The organism is Burkholderia sp. BCC0044, assembly GCF_902832955.1.
Taxonomy (GTDB): Bacteria; Pseudomonadota; Gammaproteobacteria; order Burkholderiales; family Burkholderiaceae; genus Burkholderia.
Map to the genome: position 1 here is coordinate 1,179,162 of NZ_CADFDO010000003.1, position 18,961 is coordinate 1,198,122.

An 18,961-nucleotide genomic window follows, 5' to 3' on the forward strand; every position below is an offset into this window, starting at 1 on the left:
ATAGGAAAACTGATTAAAGGGAGGCGTGGCGAACGGCGACGGGATGATGCCCGTCGCTTGCGACGCCGTGCGCGTCACTTCAGGAACACGTAGCGCGCGAAGTACGGGAAGCGACCGACCGCATGCTCGGTCGTGCACGTCGCGGCCGGCGGCATGCCGCCCGCCGTGTCGAGCCGCTGCACGAAGCGCACGCCGGCGAGCGTGCCGGTGGCGGCCGGCGTCGCCGCGAGCAGCAGTTGCGGAACGCTGGCCGGGCTGGCGCTCGGCGCTTCCGCGAGCTTCTTGCCGGTAATGCGGCTGCCGTCGAGCGCTTCCCACGACGGCCCCGCGCCGTGCCGCACGACGAGCGTACCGCCGGCATCGAACAGCAGCGCTTCGGGGTGCTGGAATGTCCACGCGAGCCGGTGTTCGGCATCGTATTCGCACGTGTAGACCTGCAAGCCGCTTGCGGTGGTCGACAGCACCGGCGTGGCCGGCGCTGGCGCCGTGAGGCCGGCAGGCTCGTCGGCGTGCGAAGGCGCGGTAAAAGCCGCGAGGGAAAAACCGGCCGCAAGGGCCAGCAGCATGTCGCGTGTCGGGGAGCGGCTTGGCATGACGGGGCGTCCTTTCAGGTCGGGTGACGGTCGTACGGCGTCGATCCCGTCAACGTTAGACGCCGATCGCCCAGGCTGCAATGCGGAAATGACAATCGCGGCGATAGTCGCCGCGATTGCCGGAGGGCGGATGCGCGATCAGCGGATCGCGACCGGGTTGACGTTGACCTGCGTGGAGCCGACGTACAGCGGCTGGCCGAGCACGAACAGGAATTCCCACGCGTGGTCGCGCACCAGCGCGCGGCTGTCGATCAGCTCCAGGTTGTAGATGCCGCGCTTCGCGAGCATGTACTGGTTGATCGGGAATTCGTCCCGCGTGTGCGGATTCGGATAGACCTCCGACGCCCACGTGTCGCCGCCGAACGCGACGATCCCCTGGTCGGCCAGCCACTTCGCCGCTTCCATGCCGATGCCCGGCTCGACTTCGAGGAACTGCTTGTCGTCCTTGCCGATCAGCTCCAGCCAGCCGGTGTTGAACAGCACGACGTCGCCCTTGCGCAGCGTCAGCCCTTGCTTCTTCAGCACGGCCTGGATGTCGGCGACCGTGAATTCCGTGCCGCCCGGCACGATCGGCTTGCCGTAGTGGGCGGTCATGTCGAGCACGACGCCGCGCGTGACGATCGGCGGCACCTTCTCGACGCCGAGCTTCTTCACGCCGTCGACGGTCACGAAATCGGCCGCCTGGTTGCCGTTGTAGTACACGTTGTCGATGCCGATGTGGCCGATGCCGTTCAACTGCGTGCCGACGCCGGCCCATGCGTTGACGAGTTCGTCGTTGAACGTGAACTGGTTCGGGCCGAGGCTCTTGCCGGCCTGCTGGCCGACCTGCACGTTGTACAGCCGGAAGCTGCGATGGCGGAACGCCGGCAGGTTCTTGTCCACCGGCACGGCGAGCGGATAGGTTTTGCCGGCCTGCACGAGGCCGACCGCCTGCTTGACGACGTCGGGCGTCAGCAGGTTGGCCGCGCCGATTTCGTCATCGGCGCCGTAGACGGACGGATACCAGTCGGCCGCGGGGGCGGCCGGCGTGGCGTGCGCCGCCTGGGCTGCCGCGAACGGCAGGATCGCGGCGAGCACGAGCCGGGCGAGCGTTGCTTTCATGACGGATTCCTTCGGTTCGATCACGCCGCGGCTTCCGCAAGCGTCGGGTAGTCGGTCAGGCCGTGCGCGCCGCCGCCGAACAGCGTGTTGCGGTCGTGCGGCGTGAGGGCCGCGCCGGTACGCAGGCGTTCGGGCAGGTCGGGGTTCGCGACGAACGGGCGGCCGAACGCGACGAGGTCGGCCCAGCCGGCGGCGATCGCTTCGCGGGCGCGCTCGGCGGTGTACGCGCCGGCATAGATCAGCACGCCCGGGAACGCGGCGCGCAATTGCTGCTTGAAGGCGACCGGCATCAGCGGTGCGTCGTCCCAGTCGGCTTCCGCGATGTGCAGGTAGCCGACGCCGAGTTCGCCGAGCAGCTTCGCGGCGGCGAGGTAGGTCGTTTCCGGATCGTCGTCGACGCAGCCGTTCAGCGTGGTCAGCGGCGCGAGGCGGATGCCGACGCGCGATGCGTCGCCGGTCCCTTCGATCAGCGCCTGCGTGACTTCACGCAGGAAGCGCAGCCGGTTTTCGAGCGAGCCGCCGTACGCGTCGGTGCGCGTGTTCGCGTTCGAGTCGATGAACTGGTTCACGAGATAGCCGTTCGCGCCGTGCAGCTCGACGCCGTCGAAGCCGGCTTCGATCGCGTGGCGGGCGGCGGCGCGGTACTGGTCGACGATCTCGCGGATCTCGTCGATCGACAGTGCGCGCGGCTCGGACGCCTGCACGAAGCCCGGCGTGCTGCCGTCTTCACCGGCGACGAACACGTTCACGCCCTTCGCCTGGAGCGGCGACGACGACACGGGTTGCTGGCCGCCGAGCAGGCTCGTGTGGCTCAGCCGGCCGACGTGCCACAGCTGCGCGAAGATGCGGCCGTGCGCGGCATGCACGGCGTCCGTCACCTTGCGCCAGCCGGCCACCTGCGACGGCGTGTGAATGCCGGGGGTCCATGCATAGCCCTTGCCGAGCGGCGCGATGTAGGTGCCTTCGCTGACGATCAGGCCCGCACTCGCGCGCTGCGCGTAATACGCGGCCATCAGTTCGTTGGCTTCGTCGCCGGGCTGGCTCGCGCGCGAGCGCGTCATCGGCGGCATCACGATGCGGTTCGGCAAAGTCAGCGCGCCGAGTCGCAGCGGTTGGAAAAGCGGGTCCTGGGTCATGGTGAATTCCTGTCGGTGCCGCGGCGGCGGGCCGCGGACGGGTCATATCGGATGAAAGTGCAGCCCGCTCAGTCCCACTTCGGCGCGAGACCGTCCGGGTCGACTTCGCGGCCGTTGCGCTCGAGCGCGGCGATCTGCGCCATGTCTTCGTCGGTCAGGCGGAGCGTCTGCGCGAGCAGGTTGCTCGCGAGGTTCTCGCGCTTGGTCGACGACGGAATCACCGAGTAGCCGAGTTGCAGCGCCCACGCGAGTGCGACTTGCGCCGGCGTCGCGTTGTGACGCTGCGCGATCGCGCCGATCACCGGATCGCCGAGCACCTTGCCGTATGCGAGCGTCATGTACGACGTCACGTGGATGCCTTCGGCGTTCAGGAACTCGACCAGCTTGCGGTTCTGCAGGTACGGGCTCAGTTCGATCTGGTTCGTCGCGATCGCGTCCTTGCCGACGGCCGCGATCGCTTCCTTCGTCAGTTCGATGTTGAAGTTCGAGATGCCGATCTGGCGCGTGAGGCCCTTCGTCTTCGCGTCGGCCAGCGCGGTCATGAACGCGTCGATCGACACGCCGTTGCCCGGGGCCGGCCAGTGGATCAGCGTCAGGTCGACGACGTCGGTGCGCAGCTTGCGCAGGCTTTCCTCGAGGCTGGCCGCCAGTTTCTCCGGTGCGTAGTTGTCGACCCAGATCTTCGTCGTGAGGAACAGGTCTTCGCGGCGCACGCCCGACGCGGCGATCGCTTCGCCGACTTCGGCTTCGTTGCCGTAGATCTGCGCGGTGTCGATCGCGCGGTAGCCGACTTCGAGGCCGTTGCGGACCGAGTCGATGACGACCTGGCCTTGCAGGCGGAACGTACCGAGGCCGAATGCGGGAATCTTGCTCATCATGTGCTCCTGAAAGAGGGGGAACGATTGCGGTATGGAAGTCATTCTGGCGCTTCAGACTGATGAGATAAACGCCTTCATAAGTCAAAAATATTTGATTTGAAGTCAAATATTGGTCGTGCCGGGGCGCGTGCGGGCCGTGTCCGGCCTTATGCGGCGCGCGTCTGCGGATTCGTCTTCGAATGGAACGCGGGCAGCACGTCCGCTGCGATCTCGGCCATCGTCTCGTCCAGCGGCCGCCGGTTGCGGCGGAAATGCAGGCCGATGTGCTGCACGCCCGCGTCGCGCATCGCCGCGAGTTCTTCCGTCAGCGCGATGCGTCCCGCGCGGGCGCCGAAGCGGTGCCGCTGCAGCGGTTCGTGCGGATCTTCCGCGAGGTCGAGGTGGATGAAGCTCACGTACGGCTTGTCGCCGGCCACCGCGCGCCAGTTCGCGGCGCGCTGCAGGTGATCGGCCGGCGTGCCCGGATACGCGAGGCAGCCGTCCATGTGCTCGCCGATCCACGCGGGCGTCTGCTGCGCGAGGCCCGCGACGAGCAGCGGCACCGGCGAACGGGCGGCGGGCAGCACTTCCAGGCCGGGCGGCAGATGCCGGCGCGCGCCGTCGCGCAGCAGCGCGATCTGGTCGCGGAAGTTCGCGCCGCGCGTGTCGAAATCGCGGCCGAACAGCGGATATTCGACCGGCCGGTCGCCGCTCGCGACGCCGAGCAGCAGGCGCCCGCCGCTCAGTTCCTGGATCGTTGCCGCCGATTTCAGCGTCAGCAGCGGTTCGCGCAGCGGCAGCACGACGGCCGCGGTGCCGAGCAGGATGTCGCGCGTGATCCCGGCGAGGTAGCCGAGATACGAGAACGTTTCGAACACCTGCGCGGCGTCGCCGAACGACGGGTCGTACACCGGCACGTCGCGCACCCAGAGCGCGCGAAAGCCGAGCGTGTCGGCCAGTTGCGCGAGCTCCGCGTGGATGTCGAGGTCGGGCACGCCGGGGTGGCGGCCGTCATGCCGGCGTTTCGCGTTGCCGGACGGGGTCCAGTCGTTGTCGAGCGGCAGTTCGATGCCGATGCTGAAGCCGCCGGCGGCGAGCGTGTCGAGTGAAGTGGGCATGGTTGGCAGCTCCGTCCGTTCAGACCGCGCGCAGGCTGCCGTCGAGCCGGTAGAAATCGAGCGACGCCGCGGTGAAGAACGAGCGCGACGTGCCGGCGGCGAAATCGTCGATGTGCACGACGGTGGCGCGATCGGCTTCCTGCCACGAGATCGCGTAGGCCTCGCCGGCGATGAGTTGCCACGTGTATTCGACTTCACCCTTCGCGCCCGCGTACGGGCCTTCGGTGATCTCGTAGCGCATGTGGAGGCCGTCCTCGTCGTACGCGTTGAGCGCGGTGAGGCCGTCGTAACGGACTTCGAAAGTCTTGCCGGCGAACGGCGGACGTTGGGTCGATGCGTTCATGCTGGTGGCTCCTGTGAAAAGGTGACGTTCAATGGGCGAGTTCGACGGGTTCGGCCGTGCGTGCCGGCAGGCCCTGACGGCTGTCGAGACGGCCGCTCAATGCGGTGAGCGCAAACGCGCCGAGCGTGACGACGGCGGCGATCCACGGCGTGTGGCCGAGGCCGACGTTCGCGACGATCAGGCCGCCGAGCGACGAGCCGCCGGCCACGCCGAGGTTGAAGGCGGCGATGTTGAAGCCCGATGCGACATCGGTGGCGTCCGGCGCGAAGTGGCGCGCCTGCTTGACGACGTACACCTGCAGCCCCGGCACGTTGCCGAACGCGACGGCGCCCCACGCGAGCATCGTCAGCACCGCGAGCCATTTCACGTGGATCGTGAAGGTCAGCGCGAGCAGCACGATCGCGAGCAGCAGGAAGATCCGCTTGAGCGCCTTCACGGGGCCGACGGCGTCCGCGAGCTTGCCGCCCCACACGTTGCCGACCGCGACCGACACGCCGTAGCCGACCAGCACGAGGCTGACCTGCGACGGCGTGAAGCCGGCGATCTGTTCGAGCAGCGGCGCCATATAGGTGAACGCGATCAGCGAACCGCCGTAACCGACGGCCGTCATCGCATAGACGAGCAGCAGGCGCGGCTGGGCCAGCACGCGCAGCTGGCGGGCGAGCGGGGCGGGCGGCGTCTGCGGCAGCCCGCGCGGCACGAACGCGACCGCGCCGAGGAATGCGACGAGGCCGAACAGCGCGACGATCAGGAACGTCGCGCGCCAGCCGAAGTGCTGGCCGATGAAGGTGCCGAGCGGAATGCCGGCGACGAACGCGACGGTCATCCCGCTGAACATCGTCGCGATCGCGCTGGCGGCCTTCTCCTTCGGCACGAGCGTGGTCGCGATGATCGAGCCGACCGAGAAGAACACGCCGTGCGCGAGGCCGGTGAGAATGCGCGCGACGATCAGCGATTCGTAGCCGGGCGCTTGCCACGCGACGAGGTTGCCGACGGTGAAGAGCGCCATCAACCCGGCGAGCAGCGCCTTGCGCGGCACGCGGCCGGTGAGCGCGGTGAGGAGCGGCGCGCCGATGGCGACGCTCAGTGCATAGAGGCTGACGAGCAGGCCGGCGGACGGCAGGCTGACGCCGAGGTCGGCGCCGATCGTCGGGATCAGCCCGACGATCACGAATTCGGTGGTGCCGATGGCAAAGGCGCTGATGGTCAGCGCAAGCAACGCGAGTGGCATGACGGGATCCAGGTTTCAGTAGGAATGGATCGCAGTGTGCCGCCTTTACTTTTGCTGAAAAACTCGTCTATAAACCAAATTGTTTTGATTTCAAATCAACAATGAAGATCACGCTCGACGAACTCCAGGCCTTTGCCGCCGTGGTCGACACCGGTTCGATCACCGCCGCCGCCCAGCAGCTCGACCTCACCGTGTCGGCCACGAGCCGCACGCTCGCGCGGCTCGAGGAAAAGCTGAAGACCACGCTGCTGCGCCGGACCACGCGCCGGCTCGAACTGACGGAGGAAGGGCGCGCGTTCCTGCAGGACGCGCGCGCGATCATCGAATCGGTCGAGAACGCGGAGGAGCAGATGCTCGCGCGGCGCGAGATGCCGTCGGGGCGTCTGCGCGTCGACGCCGCGACGCCGTTCATGCTGCACGTGATCGTGCCGCTCGTGCGCGGCTACCGCGAGCGCTTCCCGAAGGTCGAACTGGAGCTGAACAGCAACGAGGGCATCATCGACCTGCTGGAGCGGCGCACCGACGTCGCGATCCGGATCGGCCGGCTGAAGGATTCGACGCTGCACAGCCGGCGCATCGGCAACAGCCGGGTGCGCATCCTCGCGAGCCCCGACTACATCGAAGCGCACGGCCAGCCGCGCAAGGTCGAGGATCTGCCGAAGCACGCGCTGCTCGGCTTCACGCAGCCCGAATCGTTGAACGTATGGCCGATTCTCGGCGCGGACGGCGAGCCCTACCGCATCGAACCCGACGTCTGGTCGTCGAGCGGCGAGACGCTGCGGCAGCTCGCGCTGGAGGGCACCGGGGTCGTGTGTCTGTCGGATTTCGTGACCGCGCAGGATCGCGAGGCCGGGCGGCTCGTGCAGGTGCTCGCGCGCCAGACGCTCGACGTCCAGCAGCCGATTCACGCGGTCTACTACCGCAATACCGCGATCTCGTCGCGGATCGCGTCGTTCGTCGACTACCTGATCGAGGTGCTGGGCGGCGGCAGCGGCGGCGATGCGCCGGCGCGGCGCAAGGCCGCGTGGATGGAGCCGCAGTAGCGACGCGGCGCAGGCGGCGCCGCCTTTCGGGAACGGGCGTGCCGCGCGGCGGCACGCCGTCGTGCTGGCGTTACGCCTCTTCGGCCCACGACATTCCGTCGCGCGCGAGCAGCGCCGACGAAGCCGCGGGGCCGAACGTGCCGGCCGTGTACAGGCGCGGCCGGTCGCCGAGCTGCTTCCAGCCGTCGAGGATCGGCTCGACCCACGACCACGCGGCTTCGAGTTCGTCGCGGCGCATGAAGTGCGTGAGGCGGCCGCGGATCACGTCGATCAGCAGCCGTTCGTACGCTTCCGCGCGCCGTTCCGGAATCGCCTGCTGCAGGTCGAGGTTCAGGCTCACCGGCACCATGTTCATCCCGCTGCCCGGCTCCTTCGCGAGCATCTGCAGCTGGATCGACTCTTCCGGCTGGAGCTGGATCACGAGGCGGTTGCCGTAATTGCGCGGGCCGGTCGGGATGATCGAGAACGGCATGTCCGCGAACTCGATCACGATTTCCGACTGGCGGCGCTGCAGCCGCTTGCCGGTGCGCAGGAAGAACGGCACGTTCGCCCAGCGCCAGTTGTTGATGTGCGCGCGCAGCGCGACGAAGGTTTCCGCGCGGCTGTCCGCCGGCACGTTGTCTTCCTCGAGATAGCCCTTGACCGGCTGGCCGTCGACCGCGCCGGCCGTGTACTGGCCGCGCACCGTGTCGCGCGCGACGTCCGACAGCGACATCGGCCGCAGCGAGCGCAGCACCTTCAGCTTCTCGTCGCGCACCGCGTCCGGGTCGAGCGACACGGGCGGCTCCATCGCGACGATGCACAGCAGTTGCAGCAGATGGTTCTGCACCATGTCGCGCAGCGCGCCGGTATGGTCGTAGAAGCCCGCGCGGCTGCCGACGCCGACCGTTTCCGCGACCGTGATCTGCACGCTGCGGATGTTCGGCGCCTGCCACAGCGGCCCGAAGATCGGGTTGCCGAAGCGCAGCACCATCAGGTTCTGCACGGTTTCCTTGCCGAGATAGTGGTCGATCCGGTAAATCTGCGATTCCTCGAAGTGCTTGCCGACCGCGTTGTTGATCGCCTTCGCGGACGCGAGATCGTGGCCCAGCGGCTTTTCGAGGACGACGCGCGAGTGCGCGTCGACGAGGTGTGCGGCCGACAGGTTGTCGCAGATCGTCGTGAACAGCTCCGGCGACGTCGACAGGTAGAACACGCGCACCGCGTCGCCGCGCGCCGCTTCGGCGAGGCGCAGGTAGTCGTCCGGCGCGTTCACGTCGATCAGCACGTACTTGAACAGGTCGAGGAAGCGGCTCCACGCATCGGCGTCGAACGCCTTCTCGTCGATGAACGGGCGCGACTGCTCGTCCATGAACTTGCGATAGCCGTCGATGCCCCAGTCGCGGCGGCCGACGGCGATGATGCGCGTCTCGGGCGGAAGATTGCAGTGCAGGTGCGCCATGTACAGCGCGGGCAACAGCTTGCGGGCGGCCAGGTCGCCGCCGCCGCCGAAGATGATCATGTCGACGGGCCGGTCGGCCGCGGTCTGGGAAGGCTGATTCGTCATGGGAGGTTCGCGGTTTGAAACGGTGAACGTGAAACGAACGTCGAGGGCAATGAGGCGCCGGATGCGCCGGCGCCGGTACGGCAAAACGCAATAGTGCACCGTTTTGATGGTTTGCGTATGCGTTCCCCCCGATGTAACAGCGCTTGCCTTCCCGATCATGGTCCGATTATGATTGAGCGCTCACTCATTAAAGGAATCGAACGTGGCCCGACCGCGCAGTCCCGACAAGCACGAAGCCATCCTCGCCGCGGCCGCGCGGGCGCTCGCCGAGGACGGCGCGAGCGCGACGACCGCGCGCATCGCAAGGCTGGCCGGCGTGGCGGAAGGCACGGTGTTCACGTACTTCGAGACCAAGGATGCGTTGCTGAACGCGCTGTATCTGAGCCTGAAGGCCGGCCTGCGCGAGGCGATGATGACCGGGTTTCCGGAACACGCGCCGGCCGAGCAGGCGGTGCGGCATGCGTGGAACGGCTATGTGTCGTGGGGCGTCGCGAATCCGGACGGCCGGCGCGCGCTGCGGCAGTTGAGCGTGAGCGGGCGCGTCGACGACGCGCATCGCGCGGCCGGCGCCGAAGGCTTCGGCGGGCTCGGCACGCTGCTGCGCGAACAGGTCGCCGCGTCGGGCGCGCTGAACCGCGACGAAGCGCATGCGTTCTGCTCGGCGTTGTTTACGTCGATCGCGGAAACCGCGATGGAATCCATCGCACGCGATCCGGCGCGGGCCGATGCGTACCGGGAAGCCGGATTTCGCGCGATGTGGGCCGTGTTGCACACGGTGTGAGTCGAGCATGGACGTCATGGCGACGCGTGCGGTTGCGCGTGTCGCCCTTTGGCGGGCAGTGAGTATCGGAGAGGGCGATGCAGGTCAGGAAGGATCGCTTCATCGCCCCTATTAATGAGTGAGTAATCATTCATTTTCATCGTTTCACCACGATCAAGGAGTGGAAAATGTCGAAAGTCTGGTTGGTAACGGGGGCCGCGCGCGGCCTCGGGCGAGCGATTTCGGAAGCCGTGCTGGCGGCGGGCGACCGACTGGTGGCCGGCGCGCGCGACCCGGCGGGCCTGGCCGATCTGGCCGAACGGTATGGCGACCGCCTGCTGCCGGTCGAACTGGACGTCACCGACGAAGCGGCGGCGGAGCAGGCCGTCGCGGCGGCACGCGCCGCGTTCGGCCGCATCGACGTGCTGGTGAACAACGCGGGCTACGGCCATACGGCGCCGTTCGAGCAGATGGGCGCCGACGTGTTCCGCGACCAGGTCGAAACGAACCTGTTCGGCGTGATCAACCTGACGCGCGCGGTGCTGCCGACGATGCGTGCACAGCGCGCGGGGCACATCTTCCAGGTGTCGTCGGTCGGCGGGCGCACGTCGACGCCCGGGTTGTCCGCGTATCAGGCCGCGAAGTGGGCGGTCGGCGGCTTCAGCGACGTGCTCGCGAAGGAAGTCGCGCCGTTCGGCGTGCGCGTGTGCACGCTCGAACCGGGCGGGATGCGGACCGAATGGGCCGCGCAGGCGAAGCGCGGCGTCGACGATCTGCTGGCCGACTATCAGCCGTCGGTCGGCAAGATCCTCGAGCTGCTCGGCGCGTACGGCGGCCACGAAATCGGCGATCCCGCACGGATCGCGGCGCTGATCGTCGACCTGTCGCGCCGCGACGACGTGCCGATGCGCCTGCTGCTCGGCGGCGATGCGCTGTTCGTCTGCGAGCAGGCGGAACGGCAGCGCGCGGAAGAGGCGGCGCGGTGGCGGGACGCGACGCTGTCGACGCAGTTTCCGGACGCGAAGCTGCCGGACGGGCTGGAGGCGGCGTTCAAGGCGGTCGAGTAACGGCGGCCATCGTCGTGGGCGGCGGGGCGAGCGCGTCGAGCGCGCAAGCCGGGTCGCCGGACGTCGCGACCGATGTTCTCAGCGGCCCAGCGCGTAAAACTCCGCGTTGGGCCGCATGTTGGTCACGTTCGCGATGCGATTGGACATCCCGAAGAAGGCCGAGATCGTCGCGATGTCCCAGATGTCGTCTTCGGTGAAGTCGTGCGACTTCAGCGTGTCGAAGTCCGGCTCGCCCACTTGATGCGCGCTCTGCGACACCTTCATCGCGAAGTCCAGCATCGCCTTCTGTCGCGCGGTGATGTCGGCCTTGCGGTAGTTGGTGGCGACCTGGTCGGCGATCAGCGGATCCTTCGCGCGAATGCGCAGGATCGCGCCGTGCGCGATCACGCAGTACTGACACTGGTTCACGCCGCTGGTAGCCACCACGATCATTTCGCGTTCGGCCTTGCTGAGGTTGCCCGGCTTGTCCATCAGCGCATCGTGGTACGCCATGAACGCGCGAAACTCGTCCGGGCGATGCGCGAGAGTGAGGAACACGTTCGGGATGAAGCCCGATTTTTCCTGGACGGCGGCGATGCGTTCGCGAATGTCGTCGGGCAGGTCTTCGAGCGCCGGCACCGGGAAGCGGCTGACGGGCGCGTTGTCGGAAGCGGTCATGAGGTCTCCTTGATAGAACAGGCATGGGCGGTCTCGATGTACGAGCCGCCTGCCGGAAAAAGAAAACATCGCCGGTTGCCAGTGGCGTCATGCGTTGACGTCGACGATGATGCGGCCGCACATCAGGTTGTTCATCAACTTCTCGCCGCGCGGCATGGTGCCGCTCAAGCCGCCTGGGATGGCGCTGTCGACACCCATGAGTGTGACGCAGCGTGGAATGAAGGGCATGGCTATATCGAGCCATGAGCGCTCTTCCAATGTGCCACACATGTCCCGCTTCGTTGGCTCGGAGATGCGTCACGGGCCTTGCGACGTATCGGGCCTTTCGTCGCGTTCAGAACTTGGTGCACGCAGGCTTTGCCAGCCGTAGCAAGGAATCCCGATTACCCTTTATCTCAAAATTTGCCATGGCCATGGTATCAGTGTCACGAGACTGTAAGACATGCAAGAGACCGTTGCCCTTTAATTCAGACACGAGATGTAATTTCATCGCATCCAGATTAAGAGGGCAAACGAAACTGATGTTTCTAACGAAGGCGATTTGCTCCGTTTTTGTATTCAACACAAGGGCGCCGGGACCGGATTCGTTTGGGGAGAATTCAATGTCAATAAATCCGGCCATATTTTTTGAGGCTTGTCCGTCCAATGCGACTAAGTTGACTTGGAGGCGAAGTCTTGAGGTGATAATTTGATTGTCGATATTGTTTGAGCGTATCAAAACAATGCACGCTTCGTGATCGCATTTTTGGGTTGCGACGATTTCGAAGTTTGGCTTATTATTTGCCGAGATAGCGCTAGCCAAGCAGGTTTAGGCAGCGATGGAGGTCATGGCGCAAACTATGCCAGCCAAGATGAGGAAGGTGTTGGATTTTTTTAGTTTTAGAATGCTATTTCTCTCGAATATGCTGCTCACGAGTGTAATGACTACCGTTGCGGTAATGAATGAGAAGTATATGGTGGAATCATGCTTCCTGAACTGCATCTCGAGCATGGGGCGCAGCATCATTGCTATCAAGGATAGGACAATCCAAATTATAGAAAATTTTATTATGATGCTTGATATTATGAACGTGATCTGAATCTCCATATCGACCATTCGTTTGGAGGGGCGAAGAAGTTTTGCGAATAAGCGGATTGCGCAAAAGCAGATCAATGTCGATGCAGCAAATATGATGCTTTCGTCGCCGATTGAGAGCGTTTCTAGTTCTTCCCAGACCTTATGGTTGATTTGGCTTATGTCGAACACGGCGCCGGCTATGCCGTAAGTATGAGGGGAATAGATTGACAGGAAATTTAAGCGAAATGCTGCGATGGTTCCCCATATTGTGATCGCCGTTGCCAATGCCGACGTAACAAGGGCGTATGCCCACCACGTCAAATGATTGCGGTTCTTTACCTTGGATAGTCTTTCTCGTGATAGGGTGGTGGACCATCTGTACGTTATGTATAGTCGTTTGAAGAAAATTGCCGTATTGCCAATCATCTTCCCGATTTCGCTGGTTTTCATGTTGGAATGTTTTGTGATGGTTGCGGAAAACAGTCCAAGTCGCCTTGGTACCCCTGTACATCGGTAAATAACGGCCGGTGCTCGATAATCTTGACATGCCGCTTCTGGTTGGACGGAGCAGTCTGTCTGCGCACATACCAATCCGTCTGCAGGCAGAGGATCTCATTTGACTCCGTACTAACCCTGATTAAAAACACTTATCACGGTGAAAAATTCCGCATCTTCTTGAACCGATATCGGCTGGCTATAGTGGCTCGCTTTCCCGCACGCCTCCCCGGCGTGCGAAGACGAACGGCAGGAGCCCCTTGATGACCACCGATACCCGCTTCACCGAAGTCGAAGATCTGATGCCCGCCGCCGGCGGGCTGCGCGAGATCCGTCACCACATCCATCACCACCCCGAACTCGCGTACGAAGAGCACGACACGGCCGCGCTCGTCGCGGACAAGCTCGAGCAATGGGGCTGGCAGGTGACGCGCGGGGTCGGCAAGACGGGCGTGGTCGGCACGCTGCGGGTGGGCGACGGCGCGCGCAGCATCGGCATTCGCGCCGACATGGATGCGCTGCCGATCGTCGAGGCGACCGGCCTGCCGTATGCGAGCGGCACGCACGGCAAGATGCACGCGTGCGGCCACGACGGCCACACGACGATGCTGCTCGGCGCCGCGCAGCATCTCGCGAAGACGCGCAACTTCTCCGGCACCGTGCACCTGTATTTCCAGCCGGCGGAAGAGCACGGCGTCGACAGCGGCGCGAAGAAGATGATCGACGACGGCCTGTTCGAACGCTTCCCGTGCGACGCGGTGTTCGGCATGCACAACCATCCGGGCGCGGCGCCCGGCGTGTTCCTCACGCGGCGCGGCCCGTTCATGTCGGCCGGCGACAAGGCGATCATCACGATCGAAGGCGTCGGCGGCCACGCGGCGCGGCCGCACCTGACGGTCGATCCGGTCGTCGTCGCGGCGAGCATCGTGATGGCGCTGCAGACGATCGTTGCGCGCAACGTCGACCCGTCGCAGCCGGCGGTCGTCACGGTCGGTTCGATGCACGCGGGCACCGCGAACAACGTGATCCCGAACGGCGCGCGCTTCGAACTCAGCGTGCGTTCGTTCAGCCCGGAAGTGCGCGCACTGCTCAAGCGCCGCATCACCGAGCTGGCCGAATCGCAGGCCGCGAGCTACGGCGCGACCGCGAACGTCGAGTACATCGAAGGCTATCCGGTCGTCGTCAATACGGATGCCGAAACGGATTTCGCCGCGCAGGTCGCGCGCGAACTCGTCGGCGATGCGCACGTGGTCGAGCAGACCGACCTGCTGATGGGCAGCGAGGATTTCGCGTTCATGCTGCAGCAGCGGCCGGGCTCGTTCGTGCGGCTCGGCAACGGCGAAGGCGAGGACGGCTGCATGGTGCACAACCCGAAATACGACTTCAACGATCGCAACCTGCCGATCGGCGCGGCGTTCTGGACGCGCCTCGTCGAGCGTTACCTCGGACAGTGATCGCGGCGGCGGCGCGCGGCCGGCGCTTCCGGCGCATTGACAGGAGAGGATAGCGATGCAGAAAGATCATCTCGCGCTGCACCCCGCGTCGGCGGGCGCCGCCGAAACCGGCGCGCCTGCCGTCACGCGGCGCGGCGCGATCGCCGCGGCCGTGGTCGGCAACTGGCTGGAATTCTTCGATTTCACCGTGTACGGTTTCTTCGCGGTGCTGATCGGCAAGCTGTTCTTCCCGTCGAGCGACCCGACCACGTCGCTGCTGCTGTCGGTCGCGACGTTCGCGGCCGGCTTCTTCACGCGGCCGCTCGGCAGCGTCGTGCTCGGCGTCTACGCGGACCGCAAGGGGCGCAAGGCCGCGCTGAACCTGACGATCATGCTGATGGCGCTCGGCACCGGCCTGATCGCGATCGCGCCGACCTATGCGCAGGTCGGCGTGGCCGCGCCGTTGCTCGTCGTGTTCGCGCGGTTGCTGCAGGGCTTTTCGCAGGGCGGCGAATTCGGCGCGGCGACGTCGACGCTGCTCGAACAGGGCGGTACGTCGCGCCGCGGGTTCCGTGCGAGCTGGCAGCTCGCGACGCAGGGCGGCGCCGCGCTGATGGGCTCCGGCTTCGCGGCGCTGCTGTCGAACACGATGACGAAGGATGCACTGGAAGGCTGGGGCTGGCGGCTGCCGTTTCTCGTCGGCGTGCTGATCGCGCCGGTCGGGATGGTTCTGCGCCGCCGGCTCGCGGACGACGCGCCCGGCGACCGCCATCACGGCATCGAACGCGGCGTGCTGCGCGAGCTGTTCTCGAAGCACACGCGCACGGTGCTGTTGCTGATGCTCACGGTGATGGGCGGCACGGTGTCGACCTACATCCTGACCTTCTACATGCCGACCTATGCGATCCACACCCTCGGCCTGCCGATGAAGCTGTCGATGTTCGTCGGCGTCGCGTCGGGCTGCGTGATGCTGGTCACGTGCCCGCTGTTCGGCTGGCTGTCGGACAAGCTCGGCAGCCGCCGCCTGCCGATCTTCGTCGGCCGCGGCGTGCTGGTCGCGCTGCTGTTCCCCGCGTTCTGGCTGATGAACCATCATCCGACGCTGTCGGTGATCCTGCCGCTGACGGCGCTGATGCTGCTGTTCTATTCGCTCGGCTCGGCATCGGAAATGGCGCTGATGTGCGAGTCGCTGCCGCGCCACGTGCGTGCGACGGGCATCTCGATCGCGTATGCGCTCGCGGTGACGATCTTCGGCGGCACCGCGCAGTTGATCGCGACCTGGCTCGTGAAGACGACCGGCAGCAAGCTCGCGCCGGCCGGCTACGTGGCCGCGTGCGTGGTGCTGTCGCTGATCGCGGTCGCGATGCTGCGCGAGACGGCGCGGGAATCGCTGGACTGACGCGCGAGGCGGGCGGCGTTACCGCCCGCGCACCACCCTCAGATACGACGCGAGCATCGTCGCGAGTTCCTGCGCGGCCGGCGTCAGCGGCACGGCCGCGCGCTGCAGCAGGCACACGTCCTGCGCTTCGGCCTGTTCGCGCACCGGCACTTTCGCCAGCGCGCCGGCGAACGGCCCGTGCCGCGTGATCGCTTCGGTCTCGAGCGCGAGCGAATCGGTCTGCGTGACGATCTGCAGCGTCTCGAACATCCCTTCGACGGTCGCGAGTATCGTCGGCGGCGGCTGGCCGTGCGCGTCGAAGTACGCGAGCAGCCGGTTGACGACCGGGTCGGCGCTGAGGTTCGGCGAGCGCGTCGACACCCATCCATAGTCGGCCAGCTCGGCGAGCGATTGCGCATGCATCGCCGGGTGCCCGTTGCGGCACACGACCACCGGCGCCGACGTACGCAGCGGCGTGACCGCGAGATCGGTCGTGTCGGTCTGCTTCGCGACCAGCGCGATCGCGAAATCGACCGCGCTTTCGCGCAGCCAGCCGATCATCATCCGCGACGTGCCGGTGCGCAGGTGCACGTCCACCTTGTCGAAGCGCGCGCGGAACGCGGTCAGCACGGGCGCGAACGCGTCGATCAGCGGCTCGGCCACGAGGCCGAGCGTGACGGTGCCTTCGTACGCGCCGCTCAACTGACGAATTTCCCGCTCGACCTGCTCGCATTCGCCGAGGATCGAACCGGAACGCGCGAGCAGCCGCTGGCCAACCGCCGTCGGCACGATCCCGCGATTGGTGCGCGTGAACAGCGTCGCGCCGAGCGTTGCCTCGAGGCCCTGCAACTGCTGCGTGACGCCGCTTTGCGCGAGATCGAGCGCGCGTGCGGCCGCGCGCAGGCTGCCGTGCTCGACGACGGCCTGGAAGATGCGGAGCTGGGACAGCGTGAACGCCATGGGAAGCCGCGAAGCCGGTGATCGGAAATACCGATCATGATAAGTCAGCCGATGGTTCCGGCGACAGCCCGCGGCCCCTACGATCGCAGGCAGTCCGGCTCGTGCCGTTTGTCCCGCTTCCTGCCCATCGTCGACCATGAAACGTTTCCTTATCCTGCTCGTTTCGCTGTGCCTTGGCCTCGCGGCCACGTCCGCGTCCGCGCTCGACGCGCACCTGGTGCGGCTCGGCATCGACCCGACCTATCCGCCGATGGATGCGAAAGCGCCCGACGGCAGCCTGAAGGGCTTCGACGTCGATCTCGGCAACGAGATCTGTCGCCGCGCGCAGTTGCGCTGCCAGTGGGTCGAGCTCGAATTCTCCGGGATGATCCCCGCGCTGCAGGCGCGCAAGATCGACGCGATCCTGTCGTCGATGGCGATCACCGCGAAGCGCGAGAAGCAGATCCTGTTCTCGTCGAAGCTGTTCCGCTTCAAGTCGCGGCTCGTCGCGCGGCCCGGCAGCGGGCTCGACGGCACGGCGGCGTCGCTGGCCGGCAGGCGCGTCGGCGTGCAGTCGGGCACGCAGTTCGAATCGTGGGCGCTCGCGCACTGGGCGCCGGCCGGCGTCGGCGTGGTGCCGTACAAGAGCCAGGACGACGTGTTCGCCGATCTCGTGAACGGCCGCCTCGACGCGGCGCTGCTCGGCACCGTGGAAGCCGACTACGGGTTCCTGCGCCAGCCGCGCGGCAAGGGCTTCGCGTTCGTCGGCGCGCCGCTCGACATGGGCGATCGCGGCGTCGGCATCGGCATGCGGCAGTCGGATACCGTGCTGAAGGCGTCGATCGACGGCGCGATCGCGTCGATGCTGAAGGACGGCACGTACGACCGGATCGCGAAGCAGTATTTCGATTTCAACCCGTACGGCGACTGAGCGCCGTGTAGGCCCATTCTGCCGATACCCCCGATTTCCCCGTTTTCATCCGTTCGAGACCATCGATGCAGATTCGCACCACGCCGCTCCTGTCGCCGTCGATCGGCACGCAGCGCACGCTGACGAGCTTTCATTTCGGGCCGGCCGACAGCGGCCACAAGATTTATCTGCAGGCCGCGCTGCACGCGGACGAGACGCCCGCGATGCTCGCGGCGGTCGTGCTGAAGCAGCGCCTCGCGCGGCTCGACGCCGAAGGCCGGCTCGCGGCCGAGATCGTGCTCGTGCCGGTGTCGAACCCGGTCGGCCTCAATCATCATCTGCTCGGGCAGTTCATCGGCCGTTTCGATCTCGCGAGCGGCCGCAACTTCAATCGCGGCTTCCTGCCGCTCGCGGAGATCGCCGCGCGTGCGCGCGACCGGCTCGGCGACGACGGCGCACGCAATCGCGCGATCGTGCGCGAATGCGTCGGCGCGGCGCTCGCGGAAATCGCGCCGCGCACCGAATTCGATGCGCTGCAGCTTGCGCTGCTGAAGCTGTCGCACGACGCCGACGTCGTGATCGACTTGCATTGCTCGCTCGAAGCGGTGATGCACGTGTACACGAGCGATACCGCGTGGCCGGACGTCGAACCGCTCGCGCGGTATCTCGGTGCGCAGGTATCGCTGCTCGCCGAGGATTCGGGCGGGCACGCGTTCGACGATGCGCATCACCTGCTGTGGTCACAGTTGCGCGCGCATTTGCCGAACGGCACGCCGATGGCGGCCGGCACGGTGGCCGTGACGGTCGAGTGCCGCGGCCAGCGCGACGTGACGTACGAATACGCGCAACGCGACGCCGACGCGCTCGTCGACTATCTCGTGTGGTGCGGCGCGGTGCGCGGCGAACCCGCGCCGCTGCCGCCGCTGGCCGCGCCGGCCACGCCACTCGCGGGCAGCGAGCAGTTCTACGCGCCGGTGAGCGGGATTCTCGTGCACCGCGCGGCGATCGGCGCGACGATCCGGGCGGGCGATCCGCTGTTCGACATCGTCGATCCGCTGACCGATGCGGTCACGACGATCTCGAGCGCGACCGACGGCGTGTTCTACATGCGCCGCGCGATCCGCTTCGTGACGGTCGGCGCGCCGCTCGGGCGCGTGACGGGCACGGTGCCGGTGCGCAAGGGGATGCTGCTGGGCGCGTGAGCGGCGGGACGGGCGCGTGTCCGAGTGGCGCCACGCAATTTCGTTCTCGTCAAATTGACCGGGCGTTGCCGTACCCCTAAATTGGGTGATGCGGA

20 protein-coding genes are annotated in these 18,961 nt (G+C 66.4%); 7 read left to right on the forward strand and 13 right to left on the reverse strand.

The window, feature by feature from the left end; all coding sequences use genetic code 11:
- Positions 1-74: 74 nt before the first annotated feature.
- The 7 genes from HWX14_RS22300 to HWX14_RS22330 form a co-directional block, all read right to left on the reverse strand.
- Complete coding sequence (locus HWX14_RS22300) at positions 75-593, reverse strand: DUF3455 domain-containing protein (RefSeq protein WP_175884514.1); 519 nt, start codon at positions 591-593, stop codon at positions 75-77.
- Positions 594-731: 138 nt separating this feature from the next.
- Positions 732-1,694, reverse strand: a complete 963-nt coding sequence (locus HWX14_RS22305; RefSeq protein WP_175884515.1) for a cyclase family protein — start codon at positions 1,692-1,694, stop codon at positions 732-734.
- Positions 1,695-1,714: 20 nt separating this feature from the next.
- Positions 1,715-2,830: an alkene reductase gene (locus tag HWX14_RS22310; protein WP_175884516.1), complete on the reverse strand. Its 1,116-nt coding sequence runs from the start codon at positions 2,828-2,830 to the stop codon at positions 1,715-1,717.
- A 68-nt stretch (positions 2,831-2,898) separates the two neighbouring features.
- The gene (gene dkgB, locus HWX14_RS22315; protein WP_175884517.1) at positions 2,899-3,705 is read right to left on the reverse strand and encodes a 2,5-didehydrogluconate reductase DkgB; all 807 of its coding nucleotides are present in this window, start codon (positions 3,703-3,705) and stop codon (positions 2,899-2,901) included.
- Between the two features lie 149 nt (positions 3,706-3,854).
- Entirely contained in the window at positions 3,855-4,805 is a 951-nt protein-coding gene (locus HWX14_RS22320) for an LLM class oxidoreductase (RefSeq protein WP_175884518.1), read from the reverse strand.
- Positions 4,806-4,824: 19 nt separating this feature from the next.
- Positions 4,825-5,148: an adenylate cyclase gene (locus HWX14_RS22325; protein ID WP_175884519.1), complete on the reverse strand. Its 324-nt coding sequence runs from the start codon at positions 5,146-5,148 to the stop codon at positions 4,825-4,827.
- Between the two features lie 28 nt (positions 5,149-5,176).
- Positions 5,177-6,379 (reverse strand): MFS transporter, encoded by a 1,203-nt coding sequence (locus HWX14_RS22330; RefSeq protein ID WP_175884520.1) that lies wholly within the window; start codon positions 6,377-6,379, stop codon positions 5,177-5,179.
- 101 nt (positions 6,380-6,480) lie between these two features.
- Here HWX14_RS22330 and HWX14_RS22335 point away from each other — a divergent pair, with 101 nt between their 5' ends.
- Positions 6,481-7,422, forward strand: a complete 942-nt coding sequence (locus HWX14_RS22335; protein WP_175884521.1) for a LysR family transcriptional regulator — start codon at positions 6,481-6,483, stop codon at positions 7,420-7,422.
- A 70-nt stretch (positions 7,423-7,492) separates the two neighbouring features.
- On the opposite strand, the gene zwf is transcribed toward HWX14_RS22335, so the two are convergent.
- The gene (gene zwf / locus HWX14_RS22340) at positions 7,493-8,968 is read right to left on the reverse strand and encodes a glucose-6-phosphate dehydrogenase (RefSeq protein WP_175884522.1); all 1,476 of its coding nucleotides are present in this window, start codon (positions 8,966-8,968) and stop codon (positions 7,493-7,495) included.
- Positions 8,969-9,170: 202 nt separating this feature from the next.
- Here zwf and HWX14_RS22345 point away from each other — a divergent pair, with 202 nt between their 5' ends.
- Both HWX14_RS22345 and HWX14_RS22350 read left to right on the forward strand, forming a co-directional pair.
- Positions 9,171-9,749 carry a TetR/AcrR family transcriptional regulator gene (locus HWX14_RS22345; protein WP_175884523.1) on the forward strand — a complete coding sequence of 193 codons (579 nt, stop codon included), beginning with the start codon at positions 9,171-9,173 and terminating at the stop codon, positions 9,747-9,749.
- 167 nt (positions 9,750-9,916) lie between these two features.
- On the forward strand, positions 9,917-10,795 hold the full coding sequence (locus tag HWX14_RS22350) for an SDR family NAD(P)-dependent oxidoreductase (protein ID WP_175884524.1): 879 nt from the start codon (positions 9,917-9,919) through the stop codon (positions 10,793-10,795).
- A gap of 78 nt (positions 10,796-10,873) precedes the next feature.
- Here HWX14_RS22350 and HWX14_RS22355 read toward each other — a convergent pair whose 3' ends face one another.
- From HWX14_RS22355 to HWX14_RS22370, 4 genes are all read right to left on the reverse strand, one after another.
- The gene (locus HWX14_RS22355; RefSeq protein WP_175884525.1) at positions 10,874-11,452 is read right to left on the reverse strand and encodes a peroxidase-related enzyme; all 579 of its coding nucleotides are present in this window, start codon (positions 11,450-11,452) and stop codon (positions 10,874-10,876) included.
- A gap of 87 nt (positions 11,453-11,539) precedes the next feature.
- Positions 11,540-11,680, reverse strand: a complete 141-nt coding sequence (locus HWX14_RS22360) for a hypothetical protein (RefSeq protein ID WP_175884526.1) — start codon at positions 11,678-11,680, stop codon at positions 11,540-11,542.
- Between the two features lie 106 nt (positions 11,681-11,786).
- Positions 11,787-12,254: a hypothetical protein gene (locus HWX14_RS22365; protein WP_175884527.1), complete on the reverse strand. Its 468-nt coding sequence runs from the start codon at positions 12,252-12,254 to the stop codon at positions 11,787-11,789.
- 6 nt (positions 12,255-12,260) lie between these two features.
- Positions 12,261-12,959, reverse strand: coding sequence for a hypothetical protein (locus tag HWX14_RS22370; protein ID WP_175884528.1), 699 nt, complete (start codon positions 12,957-12,959; stop codon positions 12,261-12,263).
- A 308-nt stretch (positions 12,960-13,267) separates the two neighbouring features.
- On the opposite strand from HWX14_RS22370, the gene HWX14_RS22375 reads away from it, so the two are divergent.
- Together HWX14_RS22375 and HWX14_RS22380 are read left to right on the forward strand one after the other, a co-directional pair.
- A complete protein-coding gene (locus tag HWX14_RS22375) occupies positions 13,268-14,458 on the forward strand; it encodes a M20 aminoacylase family protein (protein WP_175884529.1) in 1,191 nt (396 codons plus the stop codon).
- A 55-nt stretch (positions 14,459-14,513) separates the two neighbouring features.
- The gene (locus HWX14_RS22380; protein WP_175884530.1) at positions 14,514-15,836 is read left to right on the forward strand and encodes an MFS transporter; all 1,323 of its coding nucleotides are present in this window, start codon (positions 14,514-14,516) and stop codon (positions 15,834-15,836) included.
- Between the two features lie 18 nt (positions 15,837-15,854).
- Here HWX14_RS22380 and HWX14_RS22385 read toward each other — a convergent pair whose 3' ends face one another.
- Positions 15,855-16,775, reverse strand: coding sequence for a LysR substrate-binding domain-containing protein (locus HWX14_RS22385; RefSeq protein WP_175884531.1), 921 nt, complete (start codon positions 16,773-16,775; stop codon positions 15,855-15,857).
- 136 nt (positions 16,776-16,911) lie between these two features.
- Between HWX14_RS22385 and HWX14_RS22390 the strand changes: the two genes are divergently transcribed.
- Together HWX14_RS22390 and HWX14_RS22395 are read left to right on the forward strand one after the other, a co-directional pair.
- Entirely contained in the window at positions 16,912-17,685 is a 774-nt protein-coding gene (locus HWX14_RS22390) for a transporter substrate-binding domain-containing protein (protein ID WP_175884532.1), read from the forward strand.
- A 65-nt stretch (positions 17,686-17,750) separates the two neighbouring features.
- Positions 17,751-18,866 carry a succinylglutamate desuccinylase/aspartoacylase family protein gene (locus tag HWX14_RS22395; RefSeq protein WP_175884533.1) on the forward strand — a complete coding sequence of 372 codons (1,116 nt, stop codon included), beginning with the start codon at positions 17,751-17,753 and terminating at the stop codon, positions 18,864-18,866.
- Positions 18,867-18,961 lie beyond the last annotated feature (95 nt).

What these genes read in the sequence shown, in the direction of transcription:
- HWX14_RS22300 (WP_175884514.1), bottom strand. Translation starts at nt 593, where the DNA reads ATGCCAAGCCGCTCCCCGACACGCGACATGCTGCTGGCCCTTGCGGCC.
- HWX14_RS22305 (WP_175884515.1), bottom strand. Translation starts at nt 1,694, where the DNA reads ATGAAAGCAACGCTCGCCCGGCTCGTGCTCGCCGCGATCCTGCCGTTC.
- HWX14_RS22310 (WP_175884516.1), bottom strand. Translation starts at nt 2,830, where the DNA reads ATGACCCAGGACCCGCTTTTCCAACCGCTGCGACTCGGCGCGCTGACT.
- dkgB (WP_175884517.1), bottom strand. Translation starts at nt 3,705, where the DNA reads ATGAGCAAGATTCCCGCATTCGGCCTCGGTACGTTCCGCCTGCAAGGC.
- HWX14_RS22320 (WP_175884518.1), bottom strand. Translation starts at nt 4,805, where the DNA reads ATGCCCACTTCACTCGACACGCTCGCCGCCGGCGGCTTCAGCATCGGC.
- HWX14_RS22325 (WP_175884519.1), bottom strand. Translation starts at nt 5,148, where the DNA reads ATGAACGCATCGACCCAACGTCCGCCGTTCGCCGGCAAGACTTTCGAA.
- HWX14_RS22330 (WP_175884520.1), bottom strand. Translation starts at nt 6,379, where the DNA reads ATGCCACTCGCGTTGCTTGCGCTGACCATCAGCGCCTTTGCCATCGGC.
- HWX14_RS22335 (WP_175884521.1), top strand. Translation starts at nt 6,481, where the DNA reads ATGAAGATCACGCTCGACGAACTCCAGGCCTTTGCCGCCGTGGTCGAC.
- zwf (WP_175884522.1), bottom strand. Translation starts at nt 8,968, where the DNA reads ATGACGAATCAGCCTTCCCAGACCGCGGCCGACCGGCCCGTCGACATG.
- HWX14_RS22350 (WP_175884524.1), top strand. Translation starts at nt 9,917, where the DNA reads ATGTCGAAAGTCTGGTTGGTAACGGGGGCCGCGCGCGGCCTCGGGCGA.
- HWX14_RS22355 (WP_175884525.1), bottom strand. Translation starts at nt 11,452, where the DNA reads ATGACCGCTTCCGACAACGCGCCCGTCAGCCGCTTCCCGGTGCCGGCG.
- HWX14_RS22360 (WP_175884526.1), bottom strand. Translation starts at nt 11,680, where the DNA reads ATGCCCTTCATTCCACGCTGCGTCACACTCATGGGTGTCGACAGCGCC.
- HWX14_RS22370 (WP_175884528.1), bottom strand. Translation starts at nt 12,959, where the DNA reads ATGAAAACCAGCGAAATCGGGAAGATGATTGGCAATACGGCAATTTTC.
- HWX14_RS22375 (WP_175884529.1), top strand. Translation starts at nt 13,268, where the DNA reads ATGACCACCGATACCCGCTTCACCGAAGTCGAAGATCTGATGCCCGCC.
- HWX14_RS22380 (WP_175884530.1), top strand. Translation starts at nt 14,514, where the DNA reads ATGCAGAAAGATCATCTCGCGCTGCACCCCGCGTCGGCGGGCGCCGCC.
- HWX14_RS22385 (WP_175884531.1), bottom strand. Translation starts at nt 16,775, where the DNA reads ATGGCGTTCACGCTGTCCCAGCTCCGCATCTTCCAGGCCGTCGTCGAG.
- HWX14_RS22390 (WP_175884532.1), top strand. Translation starts at nt 16,912, where the DNA reads ATGAAACGTTTCCTTATCCTGCTCGTTTCGCTGTGCCTTGGCCTCGCG.
- HWX14_RS22395 (WP_175884533.1), top strand. Translation starts at nt 17,751, where the DNA reads ATGCAGATTCGCACCACGCCGCTCCTGTCGCCGTCGATCGGCACGCAG.